This is a genomic window from Amycolatopsis suaedae, from assembly GCF_004214935.1.
Taxonomy (GTDB): domain Bacteria; phylum Actinomycetota; class Actinomycetes; order Mycobacteriales; family Pseudonocardiaceae; genus Amycolatopsis; species Amycolatopsis suaedae.
Genome location: NZ_SFCC01000013.1, coordinates 71,822 through 91,901, shown reverse-complemented (window position 1 = coordinate 91,901; position 20,080 = coordinate 71,822). Strand labels below are relative to the sequence as shown.

Below are 20,080 nucleotides of genomic sequence, written 5' to 3'. Positions count from 1 at the left end.
TTCCGTGACGACGCCGGAGACCATGCCGCTGTGGTCGCTCACCGAAGACACCCTCGTCGAGGTCAGCGACGACGGCAGGCTGGTCGTGGTCACCAGGCAGGCCGAGTTCGAGATCGGCGAGGCGGCACCCGTCGTGGTGGAGTCGTTGCGCCGCATGGCACTCGGCCCGATCAGCCTCAGCAATGTCACCTCCCCGGCACGCAGGCCCGCGGCGACCGACCCGCCGGAGTCGCCGGTGCTGACCCGGGTACTGGACCGGCTCAGCGGTTCGGTCGTGCGCTCGCTGGGACTGCGGGACGGGCGGGGGCCGCTGCTGTCGGTGCTGCCGGTGGGGCTGGCGCCCCCGCTGGCCCCGCGGCCGGTGCCCGACCACGTGCCGGTGCGGCTGTCCCGGTTCGCCGTGCTGCGGCCGGTGGGCGGCCTGCTCGTGCTGGAATGCCCGCGCAGCCACTTCCGGGTCCAGCTGGCCCGCAGCGCGGCCACCCGGGTGGCCGCCGTCCTGAGCACGCCTGCCTCGATCACCGACCTGGCCGGCCGGACCGGGGTGGCCCGGCATGTCGTCGCCGACGTCGTCGCCTACCTGGCGGCGGCGGGGGTGGTGCTGGTCGGGGACGGCGGCGCGCGGTTCGACGAGGACACCGATCCCGAGCTGACCAGGTGGGAGCCGCACGAGCTGTTGTTCCACGTGCACAGCAGGGCCCGCCCGTCGAACGGGCCCGCCGAGCGGTCGGAACCGGGCGAGCCGCCGCTGCTGCGCCGCCCGCCGGCGGGCAGCCGCACCGGCCTGCCCGTCCCGGCGCTCGGTGACCTCCCGGCCGACGAACCCTCCCTGGCGGCACTGCTGGAGTCCGACCACCGCTGTCCGCCCTTCACCGGCGCACCGGTCACGGCAGCGCTGCTGGGCGAGCTGCTGTACCGGTCCGCGCGGGTCCGCTCGGTCGGCACCGCCTCGCCGGTCGCCGGGCCAGGACGGCTGGCGACGCAACGCCCGTACCTGAGCATCGCGAACCTCTACGAACTCGAGCTGTACGTGACCGCGAACGACTGCACCGGTGTGCCGAGGGCCGTTCACCACTACGACCCTGCCGAGCACGTCCTGACCCTGGTCAACGACGATCCCGCCGACGTCGCGGCCCTGCTGGACATGGCGATGGTGGCCGGAGCGGGCCAGCGCAGGCCGGCCGCGGTGATCACCGTGACGGTCCGCATGGAACGGGTGTCGCACGTCCTCGGGCCCGCCGCCTACGCCGCGGCGCTGCTGCACCTCGGCGCGTTCCAGCAGACCCTGTACCTCACCGCGAAGGCCATGGGACTGTCCGCGCACCCGGTCCCGGCCGACGCGAGCGACCGCGTCGACCGTGCGCTGCGCCTGTCCTGGCCCGCCGAGGTCAGCATCGGCGAATGCGTTCTGGACGCCGGAAGCTAGCCCCGCGTCAGAGCCATTCCGAGTCGTTGGCTATCCGGATGGCGTCCACCCGGTTACGGGCGTTCAGCTTGGTGACGACGTTCGCCAGGTAGTTTCGTACTGTGCCGGTGGACAGGAAAAGTTTGGCGGCGATATCGGAAACCTGGCTACCGTTTGCGGCGAGGCGGAGAATTTCGACTTCTCGCGGGGTGAGAGGGCACTCTTCGGCCTCCCATGCCGACAGGGCCAGTTCCCCGTCGATGACACGTTGCCCGATCGCCACGGAACGCACCGCGTTCGCCAGTTTGTTCGAGGGAGCGTCTTTGAGCAGAAAACCGTTGACGCGTGCGTTCAGTGCACGGCGCACCGTCGCGGGCCGCCCGAGTGAGGTGAGAACCAGGATGTGGCAGCAGGGCACGTGCCTGCCCAGCTCGGCCGCGGCGGTCAGCCCGTCCTTTCCGGGCAGGTCGATGTCGATGATGGCGACGTCCGGTTTCGTTTCCTTAGCCATACCAAGGATCTTGTCGCCTTCGGCGACCTCGGCGACCACCTCGATGTCGTTTTCCAGATTCAGCAGCGCGGCGAGTGCGCCGCGTACCATGTGCATGTCTTCGGCAAGCAGGACGCGAATCATCCTGCTCCTCCTGTCTCCCCGAACCCCAGATGCCCCAGCTATTGTGCGGAGTCTACGTGATTCTCCGTGAGTGAAATATCTCATTTTCGCCGCGTTGCCGCGATGCGACGAATGGGTGACGAGGGTGATTGTGGATCTTTGTGGGTAATTATCTCCGCAGGTGGTCACGGTTCGTAGCCGTGGTCGCACGGTTACCCGGTGCATCTGTTCGGTCAAGCTAGGGGCCATTTGGAGTAATTTCACCGTCGCGGAAAAGAAAGCTCGGTGAACGAATTTATTTCTCCTTGCCTGCTGTGCTGTCCGGCGAATGCGGTGTTTTCCGGCCGGCTCAATCGAGCGTCAAGTGCCGCGCAACATTCCGCGGCTTCGCTGGGGGCACAGGAAGAATTCGTCTGACTCGAGGATCCGACAAATGGTGAAACTACACGTTGCCGATCGCGGCCAGGCCAGGGGGGCCGACCCCGGTGCGCGGACGGAGCCCGAGCCCTGCCTGCGGCCTGCGGTACACCAGGCCATCTCGGCGATGCACGCCCGCTATTTCGAGCCGCTCACGCTGACCGAACTGGCCGCGGAGGTCTACGTCAGCCCGTTCCACTTCTCCCGGATCTTCGCCAGGGCGGTGGGGGTGACGCCGGGCCGCTATCTCACCGCCGTCCGGCTGTTCGAGGCGAAGCGGCTGCTGCTGACCACCTCGCTGACCGTCTCCGACATCGTGTGCGGTGTCGGCTACAGCAGCGTCGGCACGTTCACCAGCCGGTTCACCCGCGCGGTCGGCATGACCCCGACGCAGTTCCGTGACCCGGAGGTGGGTGAGCTGCTGATCGCGCTGTCACCCCGGCTGCGCCGGGTTCCCTCGGTGCACCAGCTGCGCGAGTCGAACGTCGGCTGTGTCCCCGCACCCTCCGGCGGCGGAGTCGTCACCGGTCACGTCGACGTGGCGGGCACGGCCGCGAACCTGGTCATCGGGGTGTTCCCGGACGCCGTTCCGCAGCGTGGGCCGGTCGCCTTCACCGGGCGCAGCGACGCCGGCTCGACCGACTTCGTGATCGAGGGCGTTCCCGACGGCGAGTGGGTGGTCATGGCGGTGGCCGAGCACCCGGGTCCGGCCGTCACACCGTTCACCGTCGGCAGCGCGCGCTGCGTGGTGCGGCGCGGCAGCGGAACGGTCACCAGGCTGAGCCTGCGTGCGCCGCGGCCGACCGACCCGCCGATCGCCATCACGCTGGCGGGCCGGCAGTACCCGACCGCGAACCACATGCACGCCGGGCGGCCCCGGCTGCGGGCCGTGGCGGCGCCGGGCGGAATCCGGGAGGTGCACGATGTTCGGCCTGCTGCGTAGGCGCCTGCTCACGCCGTCGCTGCGGTCGGTCAGCTTCGCCGGGCGGGGCTTCCCCGTCACGCCGACGCCGGCCACCGAGCGGCTGGAGAGCGTGCCGAGGGCGGTGATCTGCGGCTTCGAATGGGGGATCGACGCGCCCTCGCTGTGGGAGCTGGAACGCAGGCTCGCGCTCGTGGAGCCGGAGCAGCGGGGGTTCGCCTACGAGGGCGCGACCATGGCCTGCACCGTCCTCGACGTCATGCCGGGCGGGCGGCGCGACCGCACCGCCGAACTGCTGACCGGTCCCGGTGCGCAGCACATCTTCCTCGCCTACATCGGCATCGGGTTCGCCATGGCCCGCCTGCCCAGGCCGCTGTGGAAGAAGGTCCTGCCGGACCTGACCGGATCGCCCTACCACCCCACGATGAGCTGGCTGGCCGTCGACGGGTACGGCTTCGACCTGGCCTACTTCCACACCGGACGGTGGGTCGACGGCCAGGAGGAGCCCCGGCCCTACCCGTGGCTGGGCCGGGAGGACTACTTCCCGCGGGCGGTGGACCAGGGCATCGGCCGGGCGCTGTGGTTCATCCACGGTGGCGACCCGGTGGCCGTCGCCGACGCCGTGGACCGCTTCGCCGAGCGGCGGCGGCCCGACCTGTGGAGCGGTGTCGGCCTGGCGGCGACGTTCGCCGGCGGGTGCGACCGCACCGGCCTGACCACGTTGCGGCGCCGGGCCGGAGAGCACCACGCCGAGCTGGCGCTGGGCACGGTGTTCGCCGCCAAGGCCCGCACCTACGCGTCGTTCGTGCCGCCGCACACCCGCCGCGCGGCCGCCGTGCTCGCCGACCTGACCGTCGACGCGGCACGCGAGCTGGCCGACGGCACGGCGGTCGCGCCGGACGAGCGGGGGCCACAGCCCGCCTACGAGCAGTGGCGGGAGCGGATCCGGCGGCACTTCACCGCGGGCGCCGTCCAGGCCGCGGCGTAACGGGAATTGCGCAGGAATTGAGAAAGCGGGCGCGCAACGGGGGAGTAGCTGGGCCGCCGGAGTACGTGTGAGCCTATATCGGAAAATCAATTCTACCCGTAAGGGGGAGAGCGAGTTGGGTTACGGTTTTCGGGCGCTGCGGCGCCGGGTCCTGACGCCGGACGTCTCCGAGACCTCGCTGGACAAGCGGGGATTCCACAAGAAGAGCCCAGCCGCTGTCGAACTGCTGGAAAAGGTCGGCAGGATCTTCCTCGAAGGGTACGGCAACGCCGTCGAGGCCCGTACGGTCGCCGACGCCCAGGCGCGGATCGACCGGATAGAGGAACGTTTCCGCGGCTTCGCCTACGAGGGCGCGGGAATGGGCTGGGCGATGCTGGACGGGCTGCCGTTCGGCGGCCGCGGCCGGGTGCGGGCGAGCCTGAACGGGCCCGGCGAGCCGCACAACTACCTGATCTACGTCGGGGTCGGCTGGGCCATGGCCCGGCTGCCGCGGTTCCGCTGGCCCTCGCCGGAGGCGTTCGACCCGTTGCTGCGCTGGCTGGTCCTGGACGGCTACGGGTTCCACCAGGCCTACTTCCGCACCCACCGCTACATCGACCAGCAGTACCAGGAGGAGCGGTTCCCGTGGCCTGGCGGTCCGGCCGGCGGCTACGCCAACCGCGCCATCGACCAGGGCATCGGCCGCGCGCTGTGGTTCATCGGCGGCACCGACGTCGACGTGGTCACGTCGATCATCGAACGGTTCGCCGCGCACCGGCGCTCCGACCTGTACGCCGGCACCGGCCTGGCCGCCACCTACGCGGGCGGCGTCACCGAGCGGGAACTGGAGCAGCTGCGCGAGCGAGCCGGCGAGCACCGCGCGGCGCTGGCGCAGGGCAGCGCGTTCGCCGCCGAGGCCAGGGCCAGGGCCGGGCTGCTGGGCGAGCACAGCAGGCTGGCCGCCCGGATCCTCTGCGGCACCGACGCCGAGACCGCCGCCCGGGTCACCCAGGACGTCCGGCCCGCCCACCCGGTCGACGGCGCGGAGCCCGCGTTCGAGACCTGGCGCCGGGACATCGGCGCCCAGTTCGTTTCCCTTGGAGGTGTCACGTCATGACCGCGACCGTTCGCTGGTTGCGCAAGCAGCTGGCCGGGATCGTCGCGCTGGCGCTGGTCGCGGCGATGTTCCTGGTCAGCCGCCTGCCCGAGACGTCGGCTGCCGAGCAGGACTCGCTGGCCGCCGGGTACCGGTTCGAGCCGCGGTCCATCGCCATGCCCAGCGGGTTCCCGCAGCAGGAGATCCGCGAGGTCAACCAGGACTACAAGCACATCGACGCGTGGATCTCCTCGGTGGGCGCCGGCATCTCGATGAACGACCTCGACGGCGACGGGCTGCCCAACGACCTGTGCATCACCGACCCGCGCATCGACCAGGTCGTCGTCACCCCCACCCCGGGGGCGGGCGACCGCCGGTACGCGCCGTTCGCGCTGCGCCCGGGCACACTGCCGATGAACGACGTGCTGGCGCCGATGGGCTGCGCGCCCGGCGACTTCAACGAGGACGGCCGGATGGACCTGCTGGTCTACTACTGGGGCCGCACGCCGATCCTGCAGCTGGCCCGGCCCGACGGCCGGGGCCTCGGCGCCGGTTCCTACCACGCCGTCGAGCTGGTTCCCGGCTCGTCGGCACCGCGATACAACGGTCCACAGTGGAACAGCAACGCGGTCGCGGTCGACGACTTCGACGGCGACGGCCACGTCGACATCTACCTGGGCAACTACTTCCAGCACGGCCCGGTGCTCGACCCGTCGGTGTCCGGCGGGGTGACGATGAACGACTCGCTGTCCAACGCCGCCAACGGCGGTGAGGACTACTTCTTCCGCTTCACCGGCGTGGGCAGGCCCGGCGGGCCGGACGAACCGGCGCCGGTGACCTTCCAGCAGCTCGACGACGTGCTGCCGAAGGACCTGTCCAAGGGCTGGGTGCTGGGGGCCGGTGCCAACGACGTCGACGGTGACGCGCTGCCGGAGCTGTACCTGGCCCAGGACCACGGCAAGGACGCCATGCTGCACAACCGGTCCACCCCCGGCGACATCAAGTTCGAGCCGGTGCAGGCCGCCCGCAACCCGGCGGTGCCCAAGTCCAAGCGGATCGGCGCCGACTCGTTCAAGGGCATGGCCGTGGACTGGGGCGACCTGGACCGCGACGGCCTGTACGACCTGTTCGTCAGCAACATCACCACCCCGTGGGGCATCCAGGAGAGCAACTTCCAGTTCATGGCCGACGCGAGCAGTCCGTCCGAACTGCGGGCCCGGCTGCAGAACGGCGAGGCGCCGTGGGTCGACCGCAGCACCGACCAGAACACCGCGTGGACCGGCTGGGCGTGGGACATCAAGATGGAGGACTTCAACAACAGCGGTGAGCTGGCCATCGCGCAGGCCACCGGCTTCGTCAAGGGCCAGCACAACCGCTGGCCGCAGCTGCAGGAGCTGGCCACCGCCAACGACCTCGTGGTGGCCGACCCGGCCTGGTGGCCGCACGTGGTCAAGGGCGACGACATCGCGGGCAACCAGCGCCTGGCGTTCCTGGTCAAGCGCGAGGGCGGCGGCTACGAGAACCTGTCCGAGCAGCTCGGGCTCGCCGTCCCGGTACCGACCCGCGGCATCGCCACCGGTGACGCCGACGGCGACGGCCGGATCGACATGGCCGTCGCACGGCAGTGGGACCAGCCGGTCTTCTACCAGAACAGCGCGCCGGCGGCCGGGTCGTTCCTCGGCCTGCGGCTGACCCACGACACCCCGCTCGCCCCGGGCACCCAGCCGGGCCCCGGCTCGCCGGTGGTGGGCGCGCAGGTGTGTGTCCGGACGCCGGACGGGCGGACGCTGCTCGGTCACGTCGACGGGGGCAGCGGCCACTCCGGCAAGCGCAGCACCGACGTCCACATCGGACTCGGCGCGGACGTCAACGGCCCGCTCGACGTCAAGCTGACCTGGCGCGACCGGTCCGGCCAGGTCCGTGAACAGGAACTCAAGCTGACCCCGGGCTGGCACTCGCTGACGCTCGGCGCGCAGGCCAAGGAGAGGTGAGTCATGGCCGAGCAGAAGACCACGCTCAAGCCGGCGGGGCCGCCCCGGCACGACCCCAAGGTGACCATCGCGCTGCGGCGGTTCGCCATCTCGATGACCGTGTTCAACATCCTGGGTTACGCCTGGTTCGGGTTCGAGCAGCCGTGGCTGTGGCCGTTCGTCGCACTGGCCACCGGCTACTCGGTCGAGCTGGGGCTGGAGATGATCGCCGCGCGTAACGAGGGCAGGCTGCCCCGCTACGCCGGCGGCGGGTTCAAGGGTTTCGTCGAGTTCCTCATGCCCGCCCACATCACCAGCCTCGCGGTGAACATGCTGACCTACCCCAACGACCAGCTGCTGGTGATGATGTTCGGGGTCGTGGTGGCCGTGGGCGCCAAGTGGATCCTGCGTGCCCCGGTGCGCGGCAACCTGCGGCACTACATGAACCCGTCCAACTTCGGGATCGCGGTCATCCTGCTGCTGTTCCCGTGGGCGAGCATCGCGCCGCCGTACCACTTCACCGAGAACGTCAGCGGCGTGATCGACTGGATCATCCCGGCGGCGATCCTGGTGGCCGGCACCATGCTGAACGCGAAGCTGACCGGCCGGATGTGGCTGATCTTCGGCTGGCTGAGCTTCTTCGCCCTGCAGTCGGTGGTGCGTGGCTGGATCTTCGACACCGCCATCCTCGGCGCGCTGGGCACGATGACCGGGGTCGCGTTCGTCCTGTTCACCAACTACATGATCACCGACCCCGGGACGACCCCGTCGAAGCCGGCGTCCCAGTTCGCCTTCGGGGCCGGGGTGGCGGTCGTCTACGGGTTCCTCACCGGCGTCGGCATCGCCTACGGCCTGTTCTTCGCCACGGCGGCCGTCTGCCTGATCCGCGGTGGGTTCCTGTGGGCACTGCACTTCGTGAACAAGGCCCGCCTGCGGTACGAGGCCGAGCAGCGCAGGCTGGTCCCCGCCACCCCGCTGGCGGCACCGGCCGAGCCCGCCGTGGTGAAGCCGGGCGAGCACAACGGCGCGGTGGCGGCGTGACCACGCCGGACCGGCGCACCCGGGTGGCGCGGGCCGCCGTGCCACCCGGGCCCCCGCGCCGCAGCACGTTCAGCCTGCTGCGCAAGCTGTTCACCGACCGGCTCGCGCTGATGACCGACGCCGCCGCCTACGGCGACGTGGTCCGGGTAGCCATCGGGCCGAAGTCGCTGTACCTGGTCAACCATCCCGAGCACGCCAAGCACGTGCTCGCCGACAACGCCGCCAACTACCACAAGGGAATCGGGCTGCGGGAGGCCAAGGCCGTCCTCGGCGAGGGTCTGCTGACCAGCGACGGTGAGGTCTGGCGGCAGCAGCGCCGCCGGGTTTCCCCGGTGTTCCAGGCCAAGCGGGTCGCCGCGCACGCCGGCCTCGTCGCGTCCGAAGTGGACGGACTGGTGCGCAGGCTGCGGGCGCGGGAGGGGCACGGCGCCCTGGAGATCGGGCACGAGCTGACCGGGCTGACTCTCGGCGTGCTGGGCAGGGCCCTGCTGGAGACCGACCTCGGGCCCTACGCCTCGCTCGGCCACTCCTTCGAGGCCGTGCAGGACCAGGCCATGTTCCGGGCGGTCACGCTGGGCATGGTGCCCAGGTGGCTGCCGCTGCGCATCCAGCGCCGGTTCCGCTCCTCGCGGGCCGACCTGTTCCGTGTCGCCGACGAACTGCTCGACCGCCATCTCGCCGAGCCGCCCGGCGCCGACCTGCTGCGCAGGCTGGTGCCCGGCGGCGACCGGGCGGACCGGGCGCAGGCCCGGGCGGAGCTGATCACCGTCCTGCTGGCCGGGCACGAGACCACGTCGAGCACGCTGGGCTGGGCGTTCCACCTGATCGACCGGCACCCCGAGGTGGCGCAGCGGCTGCACGAGGAGGCCGTCGAGGTGCTGGGCGACCGGCTGCCCGGCTACGACGACCTGCACCGGCTGCGGTACACCGCGATGGTCGTCGAGGAGGTCATGCGGCTCTACCCGCCGGTGTGGCTGTTGCCCAGGGTCGCCCAGGAGGCCGACGAGATCGCCGGCTACCGCATCCCGGCGGGTGCCGACGTGGTCGTCGTGCCCTACACGATGCACCGGCACCCGGAGTTCTGGGCCGACCCCGGACGGTTCGACCCGGAGCGGTTCCACCCGGACCGGGCCGCGGGCCGCCCGCGGTACGCCTACATCCCGTTCGGCGCCGGTCCCCGCTTCTGCGTGGGCAACACCTTCGGGATGATGGAGGCCGTCTTCGTCCTCGCGCAGGTGTCCCGCGAACTGCGACTGTCCACTGTGTCCGGTTACCGCGTCGTGCCAGAGGGCATGCTGTCGCTGCGCGTGCGGGGCGGGCTGCCGATGACCGTGCACGCCGTCGGCACCTCCCGCGGACGGCTCGCCGCGGCGGCCTGAACACCGAAACCACCACACCACAGGGAGGCAGGCCGGTGCACACCACCGACAGCGAACGCGACCAGGTGCAGACCCTGGAGGCATTCGCCGACACCATCATCCCCGGCGAGAAGCGCTCGCCGGACGACCGCGCGGTCGCCGGCGCCGCCGACGGCCCCGGTGCCGTGGCGGCCGGCGCGCTGGAGCTGCTCAACACGCCCGCCACCGGCGTCACCGCGGGCCTGCCGTTCCTGGCCGAGTCGCTCAACGGCCACGCCACGGCCTACGCCGCCGAGCACGGGCTCGACCTGGACACCGGCGTGCCCCCGTTCGTGGCGCTGAGCTTCGAGCACCGCACCGCGCTCGTCGCGCGGCTGGTGGCGCCCGGGCACCCGGAGAAGGACGGCTGGGTGGGCCTGGCCCTGTTCAGCAACATGGCCTACGACAGCGCCGCCCACCTGCACACCGCCGAGGCCATCGCCGCGGGCCACCCGGGCCTGCTGGCCATGGGCTGGGGCCCGCCCGACGCGGACGGGCTGTGGCGGTTCCCGCGCTACGGCTACGGCCGCCCGCTGGCCAAACTGCACCCGGACACGACCGCCTCAGGGAGCCCGGCATGAGCACCGACACCACCGAGAAGACCGACGTCCTGATCGTCGGCAGCGGCTTCGGCGGCGCCATCACCGCCTACCACCTCGCGGCGGGCGGCGCGAAGGTCACCATCCTGGAACGCGGGCCGTGGCTGGAAACCTCCGAGTTCGAGCACGACTTCCTGCTCGGCTCGTCCTACACCCGGGCCTTCGACTTCGTCATCGGCGACGGGATGAGCATCCTCGGCGGCAACTGCGTCGGCGGCGGCAGCGTGGTGTACTTCGCCGCCATGCCGCGCGCGCCGCGGTTCGTGTTCGAGCGGCACGGCAGCATCGGCCGTCGCATGTGGCCGGCCGAGCTGACCCGCGACACGCTGGACCCGTGGTACGACCGGGTGTCGGAGTCGCTTCCGGTGTCCACACAGGACTGGAACGACGTGTCCTACGCCGGCGGGCTGTGGGCGGCAGCCTGCCACCACTCCGGCCGGACCGCCAACCCGGCCCCGGTGGCCGTCGACAACTCGACCTGTGTCAACTGCAACTGGATGATGGCGGGCTGCCGCTTCGACGCGAAGCGGTCGCTGCTGACCAACTACCTGCCCGCGGCACTGGCCCACGGCGCCACCATCCGGCCGCTGCACGAGGTCCAGCGGCTGGCCCGTACCGACGACGGCGGCTACCGCGTGCACTACAGCGTCATCGACGCCGAGGACTACCGGGTGCACACCGGCGCGGGCGCCATCGACGCCAAGATCGTCATCCTCGCCGCCGGTGCCGGTGCGACGCCGGTCATCCTGCAGCGCTCCGCGGAGGCACTGGGCGAGCTGCCGCACGCCGTCGGGCGGTACTTCTCCGGCAACGGCGAGCGGCTCAACACCGCGGTGCTCAACGAGGACCGCGTGCGCGAGGTGCTGGGCCTGAGCCGGGAGGACGGGATCGCCTACGAGGCCAACCAGATCGGCAAGGGGCCGACGGTGGCCTGCTGGGACCGGCTCGACGGCTCGCTGCCCGAGTACGAGCGGTACTCGCTGGAGCAGCTGTACTTCCCGCCGGGCCTGGGTACCATCCTCGCTCAGGTGCCCGGCGCGGACAGCCCGGCCTGGTTCGGCCCGCGCAAGAAGGAGATGCTGGCCCGCTGGAAGTCCTGGCTGACCATCTTCCTGATGACCGAGGACGACAACGAGGGCGTCTTCGGCGCCCCGCCGGCCACCGGCAACGCCTTCCGGATCTCCCAGCAGATGCTCGGCCGCGGCTCCCTGCGGTACGACCCCACGCCCAACACCCGGCGCGGCTGGGCGCTGGCCGACGCCGAGTGCAAGGAGATCATGGAACGCGACGGCCTGGCCACCGTCGAGCCGTGGACCAACGACGTCGTGGGCGCCTACACCGTGCACCCGCTGGCGTCGTGCCGGATCGGCGACGACCCGGCGACCTCCGCGCTGACCCCCGGCCACGAGCTGCGCGGCCACCCGGGCATCTTCGTCACCGACGGCTCGGCGGTACCGGGCGCGCTCACGGTCAACCCGGCGATGACCATCGCCGCGCTCGCCGAACGTGCCGTCCCCGGCATCGTGCGGGCGGCCAGGGAGCGGGGCATCGACGTCGGCTACGGCGCGCCCGCGCCCGACGGCGGCACCAGCGGCAGGCGCGGGGTGGCCGGGCTGCCGGTGGTCGGCTCGGCGGTCCGGCGGTGACCTCGGCCCTGCTGCGGCTGGCGCTGCGCGGCGCGCTGCGGGAGGTCCGCTACGTGCGGCCCGTCCCGCCGCGCCGGGCCACCGGGCTCGTCGAGGCCGTCTACCGCCAGGTGGAACGCGACTTCGGCATGCTGGCGCCGCCGGTGGCACTGCACTCGCCCGCGCCGGAGGTGCTGGCGGCGAGCTGGGCGCTGCTGCGGGAGTCGCTGGTGGCCACCGGCGTCACCGGCCGGGCGGACCGGGAGCGGGTGGCGACCGCGGTGTCGCTGGCCAACGAATGCTCCTACTGTGCCGAGGTGCACGGCCAGGCGCTGACCACGCTGGGCGCCGGGGAGGTCACCTTCGAGCTGGACCGCTGGGTGCGCGGGGCCGGGCCGCCGCCCGCGCTGCCCGCCGGCGGGCTGGCCGAGCTGATCGCCGTCGCCGTGACGTTCCACTACCTCAACCGGATGGTCACGGTGTTCCTCGGCCGTTCCCCGCTGCCCGACCGGGTACCCGCGTCCGCCCGCGGTCCGGCCCGCGCGGTGCTCGGGCGGGTCATGCGGCTGGTTCCGGCGCGGGCCGGGGCGGCCACCGGCCTGCTCCCGGCGGCGCCGCCGCCCGCGGACCTGGCCTGGGCGGGCACCGGCCCGCTCGCCGAGGCGTTCGCCGCGGCGGCCGCCGCCGTCGATGCGGCAGCGGCGCGGTCGGTTCCCTCTCCGGTGCGGGAGCTGGTCGCCGACACGTTGTCCACATGGGACGGAGTCATGCCCGGGCCGGGCCGGTCCTGGGCCGGCCCGCTCGCCGCCACCGTGCCCGGGCCGCACCGGGCGGCCGCCCGCCTGGCCCTGCTCACCGCGCTGGCACCGGCACAGGTGGACGCGGCGGTCGTCGACGGGTTCGGCGACCGCGACCTGATCGAACTGACCGCCTGGGCGAGCCTGGCCGCAGCCAGGGTCCTCGGCGCCCGGCTCACCCCCGTCAGCAGGGAGGAAACGGCATGACGACCGGACAGCTCATGACCTCGCCCGCCTCGCCCGTCTCCGGCGCACCACCGGCCAGGCGATGGCGCCTGGTGCTGTTCAGCCTGCTGGCCGGGGCGGCGCTCGCGGTCATCTGGTCCCCGCACCTGGTCGACCGGGTGATCGCGGGCGGGATCGCCGACCCGGTGTTCGGCGGCAACATCGGTGACGTCGCCATCACCGGCTCCGGCATGGCTGTGGCGTTCGCGTTCGTCACCGGCGTCGCCGGCATGTTCACCGCCTGCAACGTCGCGGTGTTCTGCGCGCTGGCCCCGATGACGGCGCAGCGCCAGTCGGTACGCGGCGTGCTGGCCACCCTGGCGAGGCCGATCGCGCTGCTGCTGGCCGGGGCCGTCGTCGTCGCCGGGCTCTACGGTTTCGTGGCGGTGCTGGTGGGGCCGGACATGCCGCAGCTGTCCAACGCCAGGATCGGTGACCCGGAAACCGGGGTGCGGGTGCGGTCGGTGCAGGCCGGTGTCGTGTTCGGACTGATCGGCCTGATCATGGTGTGGCGTGGCCTGGCCTACGCCGGTGTCGTGCGCAACCCGCTGGCGGGACTGTTCCGGCGCAGGCCCGGGGTGGAGATGGTGCTGCTGGGCGGGTTGATCGGCGCGTTCCTCATCGGCAGGCCGTTCGGGCCGTTCCGCAACATGTTCTCCTACGCCGTGCGCACGGAGAACCCGCTGCTCGGGTTCGTCACGTTCGCGCTGCAGTCGGCGGGCAACATCGTCGGTGTCGCCGTGCTGTTCGTCCTGGTCACCGTGCTGACCCGGGGCCGGTTCCAGCGGTGGCTGGCGGCCCGGCCCGGCCGGTCGGACCGGTTCGCGGCCGGTGCGTTCCTGGTCGTCGGCATGTTCTTCGTCGTCTACTGGGGCGTCAAGATCGCCACCCGCCTGGCGGGCGCCTGGTGGCCCATGATGCCCTACAACTCCTGACCCGCTCCGCGCCGCCGCCGCGTCGCCCCGCTTCGAGCCCGGCAAAGGCACGTGAAGGCCCCCTTCATTACGTCTCATGTGGTGAAGGTGGCCTTCACGTGCTTGGGCTTTCACGCGACGGCTGGTGGTCAACGGCGAGGGGAGGGCCGGAACGGAGAAGACCGGCCGGATTCCTTTGCATACAGTCGAAATCGTTGTTCGCAACTGGAGGGTGGTGGCATGAGCGCTGCGCGGATTTCGGTCGTCGGCATCGGCCTGAGGTACCCGGACGCCGGATCGCCGGACGAGCTCTGGGAGAACGTGCTGGCCGGCCGCCGGGCGTTTCGCCGGCTGCCCGACGAGCGGATGAACCGGGCCGACTACTACTCGGCCGATCCCGATGCCCCCGACCGGTTCTACACGGAGAACGCCGCCGTGCTGCGGGACTTCGAGTTCGACCGGGTCGGCTACCGGGTGGCCGGCAGTACCTACCGGTCGACCGACCTGACGCACTGGCTCGCCCTCGACGTCGCCGCCGCCGCGCTGGCCGACGCCGGTTTCCCCGGCGCCGAGGGCCTTCCCCGGCAGACCACCGGCGTGGTCCTCGGCAACAGCCTCACCGGGGAGTTCTCCCGTGCCAACGTGATGCGGCTGCGCTGGCCCTACGTCCGGCGCACGGTCGCCGCCGCACTGGCCGGCAAGGGCTGGTCCGACGACGACACCGCGGACTTCCTGCGTGAGCTGGAAAGCCGGTACAAGGCACCGTTCCCGGAGATCGACGAGGACGCGCTGGCGGGGGGCCTGGCCAACACCATCGCCGGGCGCATCTGCAACTACTTCGACCTGGCCGGCGGCGGGTTCACAGTGGACGGAGCCTGCTCGTCGTCGCTGCTGTCGGTGGTCACCGCCGCCAACGCGCTCGTCGCGGGCGACCTGGACGTCGCCGTCGCGGGCGGTGTCGACCTGTCGATCGACCCGTTCGAGGTGATCGGCTTCGCCAAGACCGGCGCGCTGGCCACCGGGGAGATGAAGGTCTACGACCGCGACTCCAACGGGTTCTGGCCCGGCGAGGGCTCCGGCATGCTGGTGCTGATGCGCGAGGACGACGCGCTGGCCCGCGGTGCGCGCATCTACGCCACGCTCAGCGGCTGGGGCGTGTCCTCCGACGGCAAGGGCAGCATGACCCGGCCGGAGGCCGAGGGGCACCGGACCGCGCTGCGGCGCGCGTACGGGCGGGCGGGCTACGGCGTGGAGACCGTGTCCTACTTCGAGGGCCACGGCACCGGCACCGCGCTGGGCGACGCCACCGAGATCGACGCGCTGTCCACCGCCCGCCGCGACGCCGACCCGCTGGCCCCGCCCGCGGCGCTGAGCACCATCAAGGGCAACATCGGGCACACCAAGGCCGCGGCCGGGGTCGCCGGGCTGATCAAGGCGATCCTCGCCGTGCACAACCAGGTCATCCCGCCGGGCACCGGCCAGCGGGACCCGCATCCGGCGCTGCTCGGCGACTCGGCCCGGCTCTACGTCCCCTCGGGGGCGCAGCCGTGGCCGTCCGACCTGCCGATGCGGGCCGGGGTGTCCGCGATGGGGTTCGGCGGCATCAACTCGCACGTCGCCGTCTCCGAGGCCCCGGGCGTGGTGCGCCGCGGGCGGCTGGACAGCCGGACCACCGCTCTGGTCGCCGGCCGCCAGGACGCCGAGGTGCTGCTGCTCGACGCCGCCGACGCCGCCAGGTTGCGCGAGCGGGTCCGCGAGCTGTGCGACGTCGTGGCGAAGCTGTCGTTCGCCGAGCTGGCCGACCTGGCGGCCGCGCTGGCGGGCGACCTGGCCGGCCGCCCGGTACGGGCCGCCGTGGTGGCCACCGACCCGGCCGACGCGCGGCGGCGGCTGACCCGGCTGCTGGAGCGCCTCGGCGACGCCGACGGCCCGGTGGACGTGTTCGCGCCGGGGGAGGGCGTGTTCGCCGCCGAACGCACCACCGCACCCCGGATCGGTTTCCTGTTCCCCGGCCAGGGTTCGGGCACCGGGGCGACCGGTGCGCTGCGCCGCCGGTTCCCCGCCGCCGACGAGGTTTTCCACACCGCGGGCCTGCCCGCGGGCGGCGACCAGGTGGCCACCGAGGTCGCCCAGCCCCGCATCGTGGCCGGGTCCCTGGCCGCCCTGCGCGTGCTGCGGCACCTCGGCGTCGACGCCCACGTCGCCGCGGGCCACAGCCTCGGCGAGCTGACCGCCCTGCACTGGGGCGGGGCGCTGGGTGAGCAGGACGTGCTGCGGCTGGCCGGTGTCCGCGGCGCGGTCATGGCGCGGGCGGGCGACGGCGGCGGCGCGATGGCAGGCCTCGGCGCGGAGCCGGGCCGGGTGGAACGGCTCGCCGACGGCGCCGACGTCGTCATCGCCGGGTACAACGCCCCGGACCAGACCGTCATCTCCGGACCCGCGCCCGCCGTCGAGCAGGTGTGCGAGCGGGCCCGGGCCGAAGGTGTGACCGCCACCCGGCTGGCCGTGTCGCACGCGTTCCACTCACCGGGTGTCGAGCCCGCCGCGGAGGCGATGACGCAGCGGCTGGGCGAGTTCGTCTTCACCCGGCTCGACCGGCCCGTGGTGTCCACGGTGACCGGCGACGTCCTGCACGCCGCCGAGGACCTGCACCAGCTGCTGCGCGACCAGATCGTGCTGCCGGTGCGGTTCCGCGAGGCCGCCGCGGAGGTCGCCGGCCGCAGCGACCTGGTCGTCGAGGTCGGGCCGGGGCGGGTCCTCGCCGGGCTGTGCGGGCGGATCGCGCCGGACGTCCCGGTGCTGTCCGTCGACGCCGAGAGCGCGTCGCTGACCGCGCTGCTGCGGGTGATCGCCGCCGCGTTCACCCTGGGCGCGCCGGTGGACCTGCCGGCGTTGTTCGCCGACCGGGTCGTCCGGCCGCTGCCGCTGGACGGGTCGATGACGTTCCTGGCCAGCCCGTGCGAGGCCGCGCCGGCCATCGACGCCGGGCTGGCCACCGAGCCGGCGGCACCCGCGGACGGTCCACAGCGGACCGAACCGGCGGTGGCCACGGACGGCACCGCGACACTGGACCTGCTGCGCAGGCTCGCGGCCGAACGGGTCGAGCTGCCGCTGGACGCGGTCACCGCGGACACCCACCCGCTCGACGACCTGCACCTGTCCTCGATCACCGTGGGCCAGCTGGTCAACGACGTGACCCGCGCGCTGGGCAGGCCCGCGCTGGAGGCCATGCCCAACTTCGCCACCGTCGGGCTCGGCGAACTCGCCGAGCTGATCGACGAGCTGGCCGGCACCGAGGGGCAGGCGGGCGGCCAGAGCCGGGACGAGATCGCCGGGGTGGCGCCGTGGGTGCGCCCGTTCGCGGTCGAGTACCTGCCCGCCCCGGCTCCCGCGCCGGTCGTCGCCGGACAGGGCCCGATCGGCGACTGGACGGTGTTCACCACCGACGGGCACCCGCTGGCCGAACCGCTGCGGGCGGGCCTGGCCGGGGCCGGTCTCGGCGACGGTGTGCTGGTCTGCCTGCCCGCCGACTGCGACGAGCGGCACCTGGGGTTGTTCCTCGACGCGGGGCGGGCCGCGATGGCCGCGGCCAGCAACACCCGCTTCGTCGTGGTGCAGCACGGCCTCGGCGCCGCGGGACTGGCCAGGACACTGCACCTGGAGGACCCGTCGGTGCGGGTCACGATCGTCGACCTGGCCGACCCGGCACCCGGCAGCGAGCCCGGGATCGCTGCCGCCGTAGCCACGGTGCTGGCCGAGACCGCGGCCACCGGCGAGTTCAGCGAGGTGCGCTACGACGCCGCCGGCGTCCGCACCGTCCCGGCGCTCACCGCGCTGCCGCCCGCACCGGAGGACGGCGAACCGCCACTGGGGCCCGGCGACGTGCTGCTGGTGACCGGCGGCGGCAAGGGCATCACCGCGGAGAGCGCGCTCGCGCTCGCGCTCGACTCCGGTGCCGCACTGGCCCTGCTCGGCCGGGCCGACCCCGCCGCCGACGACGAGCTGGCCGCCAACCTGGCCCGCTTCGCCGAGCACGGCGTGCGCTACCGCTACGAGCGGGCCGACGTCACCGCGCCCGAGCAGGTCGCCGACGCCGTGCGGCGCATCCGCTCCGATCTCGGCGAGGTCACCGCGGTGCTGCACGGCGCGGGCCGCAACGAGCCGACCGGCCTGTTCAGCCTCACCGAGGAGGTCTTCGCCAGGACGGTCGCGCCCAAGATCGGCGGCCTGCGGGCGGTGCTCGCCGCCGTCGACCCGGACCGCATCCGCCTGCTGGTGACCTTCGGCAGCATCATCGGCCGCGCCGGCCTGCGTGGCGAGGCGCACTACGCCACGGCCAACGACTGGATGACCGAGCTGACCGCCCGGTTCGCCCGGCGCCACCCGCGGGCGCGGGCCGTCGCGCTGGAGTGGTCGGTGTGGTCGGGCACCGGCATGGGGGAGAAGCTGGGCGTGGTCGGCGCGCTGCTGCGCGACGGCATCACCCCCGTCTCCACCGAGGACGGCATCGCCACCCTGCGCAGGGTGCTGGCCGATCCCGCCGCCCCGGGCACGCTGGTCGTGTGCGGCCGCACCGCGGGACTGCCCACCCTGCCGGCCACCCCGCGCGCGGAGCTGCCGCTGACCCGGTTCGTCGACCGGGCGGTCGTGCACTACCCGGGCATCGAGCTGATCACCGAGGCGGACCTGTCCGCGGGCAGCGACCCGTACCTGGCCGACCACCTGCTCGACGGCGACCTGCTGCTGCCTGCCGTGCTCGGCATGGAGGCGATGACCCAGGTGGCCTGCGCCGTGTCCGGGCACACCGGCGTGCCGGTGCTGGAGGACGTGCGGTTCCTGCGGCCGGTCGTGGTGCCGCCCGCCGGGTCGACCACCGTCCGGCTGGCCGCGCTGGTCCGCGACGCGGACACCGTCGACGTGGTGCTGCGCAGTGCGGACACCGGTTTCTCCGCCGACCACTTCCGCGCCCGGCTGAGGTTCGGCCTGCCCGTTCCGGCCGGCGAGCCGGGCCCGCGCCCGCAGCTGCCGCCGGTTCCGGTCGACCCGGTCACCGAGCTGTACGGCGACGTGCTCTTCCAGGGCAAGCGGTTCCAGCGGGTGCTCGCCTACCGCAGGGCGGCCGCGCGGCACGCGGTGGCCGAGATCGCCACCGACGCCGCGGTGGCGTGGTTCGCGCCGTTCCTGCCGCAGCAGCGGCTGCTGGCCGACCCGGGCACCCGCGACGCGATGATGCACGCCATCCAGTGCTGTGTCCCGGACGCCACGCTGCTGCCCGAGGGCGTGGACCGGCTCCACCTCGCCGATCCGTCCGCTGTGGACGGTGGCGCCGCCGACCACCTGGTGCTGGACGCGCGGGAACGCTCGCAGGACGGCGACTCCTACGTCTACGACCTCGACGTCCGCGACCCCGGCGGCAGGCTGGTGGAGCGCTGGGAGGGCCTGCGGCTGCGGGCCGTGCGCAAGCGTGACGGTGCGGGGCCGTGGGTTCCGGCGATGCTGGGGTCCTACCTGGAACGGGCCTGCGAGCGGGTGCTCGGCGGGCAACGGGCCGTCGTCGTGGAACCGGATCCGGCCGGTGCCGAGGTCGCCACCACCGCGCAGCGGCGGGCGCAGACCGAGCTGGCGGTGAGCAGGGCGGTGGACCGGCCGCTGCGGCCGCGTTACCGGCCCGACGGCAAGCCCGAGGCGGACGGCGTGACCGTCTCCGCCTCGCACGGTGCCGGGCTCACCCTCGCGGTCGTCGGCACCGCCGGGCTGACCTGTGACGTGGAGACCGCCGTCGCGCGGGGCGAGCAGGACTGGGCCGGGCTGCTCGGCGAGGACCTGCTCGCCGTCGGCAGGCTGCTGTCCGCCGACACCGGTGAGCCCGCCGACGTGGCCAACACCAGGGTGTGGTGCGCGCTGGAGTGCCTGCGCAAGACCGGCGCGATGACCCAGGCCCTGACCGTGCAGCGGGTGCACGCCGACGGCTGGGTGCTGCTGTCCGGCGGGAGCAGCCGCGTCGCCACCTGGACCACCACCGTCACCGGCCGGCCCGATCCCGTCGTGTTCGCCGTGCTGCACACCGACCCGGAACCGTTGGAGGGCTGAGG

General features: G+C 73.0%; 13 protein-coding genes. 12 read left to right on the top strand and 1 reads right to left on the bottom strand.

The window, feature by feature from the left end:
• Window positions 1-4: 4 nt before the first annotated feature.
• The gene (locus tag EWH70_RS24985) at window positions 5-1,426 is read left to right on the top strand and encodes a SagB family peptide dehydrogenase (protein WP_240687212.1); all 1,422 of its coding nucleotides are present in this window, start codon (window positions 5-7) and stop codon (window positions 1,424-1,426) included.
• 7 nt (window positions 1,427-1,433) lie between these two features.
• Here EWH70_RS24985 and EWH70_RS24980 read toward each other — a convergent pair whose 3' ends face one another.
• Window positions 1,434-2,039 (bottom strand): response regulator transcription factor, encoded by a 606-nt coding sequence (locus tag EWH70_RS24980; RefSeq protein WP_130477954.1) that lies wholly within the window; start codon window positions 2,037-2,039, stop codon window positions 1,434-1,436.
• Between the two features lie 412 nt (window positions 2,040-2,451).
• Here EWH70_RS24980 and EWH70_RS24975 point away from each other — a divergent pair, with 412 nt between their 5' ends.
• The 11 genes from EWH70_RS24975 (at window position 2,452) to EWH70_RS24925 (ending at window position 20,078) form a co-directional block, all read left to right on the top strand.
• On the top strand, window positions 2,452-3,378 hold the full coding sequence (locus tag EWH70_RS24975) for a helix-turn-helix transcriptional regulator (RefSeq protein ID WP_130477953.1): 927 nt from the start codon (window positions 2,452-2,454) through the stop codon (window positions 3,376-3,378).
• The gene (locus tag EWH70_RS24970; protein ID WP_130477952.1) at window positions 3,359-4,345 is read left to right on the top strand and encodes a DUF1702 family protein; all 987 of its coding nucleotides are present in this window, start codon (window positions 3,359-3,361) and stop codon (window positions 4,343-4,345) included. Before EWH70_RS24975 ends, EWH70_RS24970 begins: the two co-directional genes overlap by 20 nt.
• A 115-nt stretch (window positions 4,346-4,460) precedes the next feature.
• Window positions 4,461-5,441 (top strand): DUF1702 family protein, encoded by a 981-nt coding sequence (locus EWH70_RS24965; RefSeq protein WP_130477951.1) that lies wholly within the window; start codon window positions 4,461-4,463, stop codon window positions 5,439-5,441.
• Entirely contained in the window at window positions 5,438-7,411 is a 1,974-nt protein-coding gene (locus EWH70_RS24960) for a CRTAC1 family protein (RefSeq protein ID WP_130477950.1), read from the top strand. Before EWH70_RS24965 ends, EWH70_RS24960 begins: the two co-directional genes overlap by 4 nt.
• A 3-nt stretch (window positions 7,412-7,414) precedes the next feature.
• Window positions 7,415-8,431, top strand: a complete 1,017-nt coding sequence (locus tag EWH70_RS24955; protein ID WP_130477949.1) for an RnfABCDGE type electron transport complex subunit D — start codon at window positions 7,415-7,417, stop codon at window positions 8,429-8,431.
• Window positions 8,428-9,810, top strand: a complete 1,383-nt coding sequence (locus tag EWH70_RS24950) for a cytochrome P450 (RefSeq protein WP_240687211.1) — start codon at window positions 8,428-8,430, stop codon at window positions 9,808-9,810. The genes EWH70_RS24955 and EWH70_RS24950 overlap by 4 nt, the downstream gene beginning before the upstream one ends.
• A gap of 35 nt (window positions 9,811-9,845) precedes the next feature.
• Window positions 9,846-10,409 (top strand): DUF5987 family protein, encoded by a 564-nt coding sequence (locus EWH70_RS24945; RefSeq protein ID WP_130477948.1) that lies wholly within the window; start codon window positions 9,846-9,848, stop codon window positions 10,407-10,409.
• Window positions 10,406-12,073, top strand: a complete 1,668-nt coding sequence (locus tag EWH70_RS24940) for an FAD-dependent oxidoreductase (RefSeq protein WP_130477947.1) — start codon at window positions 10,406-10,408, stop codon at window positions 12,071-12,073. The genes EWH70_RS24945 and EWH70_RS24940 overlap by 4 nt, the downstream gene beginning before the upstream one ends.
• Complete coding sequence (locus EWH70_RS24935; RefSeq protein ID WP_205669247.1) at window positions 12,070-13,056, top strand: carboxymuconolactone decarboxylase family protein; 987 nt, start codon at window positions 12,070-12,072, stop codon at window positions 13,054-13,056. Before EWH70_RS24940 ends, EWH70_RS24935 begins: the two co-directional genes overlap by 4 nt.
• Window positions 13,053-14,009: a hypothetical protein gene (locus EWH70_RS24930; protein ID WP_130477946.1), complete on the top strand. Its 957-nt coding sequence runs from the start codon at window positions 13,053-13,055 to the stop codon at window positions 14,007-14,009. Before EWH70_RS24935 ends, EWH70_RS24930 begins: the two co-directional genes overlap by 4 nt.
• A 219-nt stretch (window positions 14,010-14,228) precedes the next feature.
• On the top strand, window positions 14,229-20,078 hold the full coding sequence (locus tag EWH70_RS24925; protein WP_130477945.1) for a type I polyketide synthase: 5,850 nt from the start codon (window positions 14,229-14,231) through the stop codon (window positions 20,076-20,078).
• The last annotated feature ends 2 nt before the right edge of the window (window positions 20,079-20,080 follow it).